General features: G+C 39.4%; 3 protein-coding genes. All 3 read left to right on the top strand.

The genetic code is table 11. The features are described 5' to 3' along the window. The coding region (locus BLS22_RS14765; protein WP_090555129.1) for an NADH-quinone oxidoreductase subunit NuoE family protein at positions 1-427 on the top strand (427 nt) is incomplete at its 5' end. Positions 428-445: 18 nt separating this feature from the next. Next, positions 446-814 (top strand): (2Fe-2S) ferredoxin domain-containing protein, encoded by a 369-nt coding sequence (locus tag BLS22_RS14760; RefSeq protein ID WP_090555128.1) that lies wholly within the window; start codon positions 446-448, stop codon positions 812-814. 40 nt (positions 815-854) lie between these two features. Continuing rightward, on the top strand, positions 855-1,877 hold a 1,023-nt coding region (locus BLS22_RS14755; protein ID WP_176762208.1), incomplete at its 3' end, for a (2Fe-2S) ferredoxin domain-containing protein.

The following is a 1,877-nucleotide window of genomic DNA, read 5'->3' as shown; positions in this document are numbered from 1 at the left end:
AGTTATTGAGGAATACAAAGGTCAGAGGGGAGCTTTAATGCCAGTGCTGCAAGAAGGACAAAGGATATTTGGATGTTTGCCATTGGAGGTACAACAAAAGATATCAGATGGACTACAAATTCCTTTGAGTGAGATCTATGGGGTTGTAACCTTCTACTCTCAATTTTCTCTAGAACCAAAGGGAGAGTATGTAGTAGGGGTTTGTCTAGGGACTGCCTGTTATGTTAAAGGGGCCCAAGCTATTCTTGACAAAATTAGTGACATCATTAACACAAAGCCAGGGCAAAATTCTGCTGATGGAAGATTTACTTTAGTAGCCACCAGATGTATAGGAGCATGTGGGCTAGCTCCAGTTATTACTGTAAATGAAGATGTATACGGAAGACTTAAAGTAGATGACATACCAGAAATTATGGCGAAATATTAAAAAAAAGGGGGTTTATTCATGAAATCTATTGCTGAATTAGACAAGATTCGTCAAGAGGCTTTAGAAAAAGTTAACCTTAGGCATGATAGAAAGGGTACAAGAATCGTAGTAGGAATGGCAACCTGTGGCATATCAGCTGGAGCTAGACCTGTCATGATGGCGTTAATTGAAGAAGTAAAAAAGAGGAATTTAGAGCATATAGTAGTAACCCAGACGGGATGTATAGGAGCCTGTAGACTAGAGCCCATGATAGAGGTCTATAAAGAAGGGGAAGACAAGGTAACCTATGTAGAAATGACAGCGGAAAAGGCTAGAAGAGTCATAGCAGATCATATAGTAAATGGTAAAATTCCTTATGAATATACCATTGGTGCCTATGAAAAGTAGTAGGATGCTAAACCTAACAAATATGTAAGGGGGTTAAACAATGGACTTATTTAGATCGCATGTACTGGTATGTGCAGGGACTGGGTGTACATCATCAGATTCCTTAAAGATTATGGAAAAGCTAGAAGAACAATTAAAAGAGCATGATCTAGAGAAGGAAGTAAAGATTGTAAAAACCGGATGTTTTGGATTGTGTGAGGCAGGCCCTATTGTTATCGTTTATCCAGAGGGAGCTTTTTACAGTCATATAAAAGTAGAGGATATAGAAAGAATTGCAGAAGAACATTTATTAAAGGGAAGAATTGTAACGGATTTATTATACAAAGAATCTATAGAAGAAGATAAAATCAAAGCTATTGATGAAGTAAGCTTCTACAAGAAACAACAAAGGGTTGCCTTAAGAAACTGTGGATTGATAAACCCAGAAGTAATAGAAGAATATATAGCCTTTGATGGATATCAGGCCCTAGGAAAGGTTTTATTAGAGATGACCCCAGAAGAGGTTATTGATGTAATAAAGGGTTCAGGCTTAAGGGGTCGAGGGGGTGGAGGATTCCCTACAGGATTAAAATGGGAATTTACCGCTAAAGCCCAAGGAGATCAAAAGTATGTAGCCTGTAATGCAGATGAAGGGGACCCAGGTGCTTTTATGGATCGTTCTGTACTGGAGGGAGACCCCCATGTTATGATTGAGGCTATGGCCATAGCCGGCTATGCTGTAGGTGCGAATAAAGGGTATGTATATGTTCGGGCCGAATATCCTATAGCAGTAAAAAGACTTCAAATAGCCATTGATCAAGCAAAAGAAAAGGGCTTATTGGGAGAAAACATTTTTGGAACAGATTTTAGCTTTGACCTAGAAATCCGCTTAGGTGCTGGAGCCTTTGTTTGCGGTGAGGAAACAGCTTTAATTAATTCTATTGAAGGTAAAAGAGGTATGCCTAGACCAAGACCGCCATTCCCTGCCCATAAAGGAATCTGGGATAAACCAACCCTATTAAATAACGTAGAAACCTATGCAAACATCCCTCAGATTATCCTAAAGGGAGCAGAGTGGTTTGCC

This window comes from Natronincola ferrireducens (assembly GCF_900100845.1).
Classification (GTDB): Bacteria; Bacillota; Clostridia; order Peptostreptococcales; family Natronincolaceae; genus Natronincola_B; species Natronincola_B ferrireducens.
This window is presented reverse-complemented; position numbering and strand designations above follow the sequence as displayed.

What these genes read in the sequence shown, in the direction of transcription:
- BLS22_RS14760 (WP_090555128.1), top strand. Translation starts at nt 446, where the DNA reads ATGAAATCTATTGCTGAATTAGACAAGATTCGTCAAGAGGCTTTAGAA.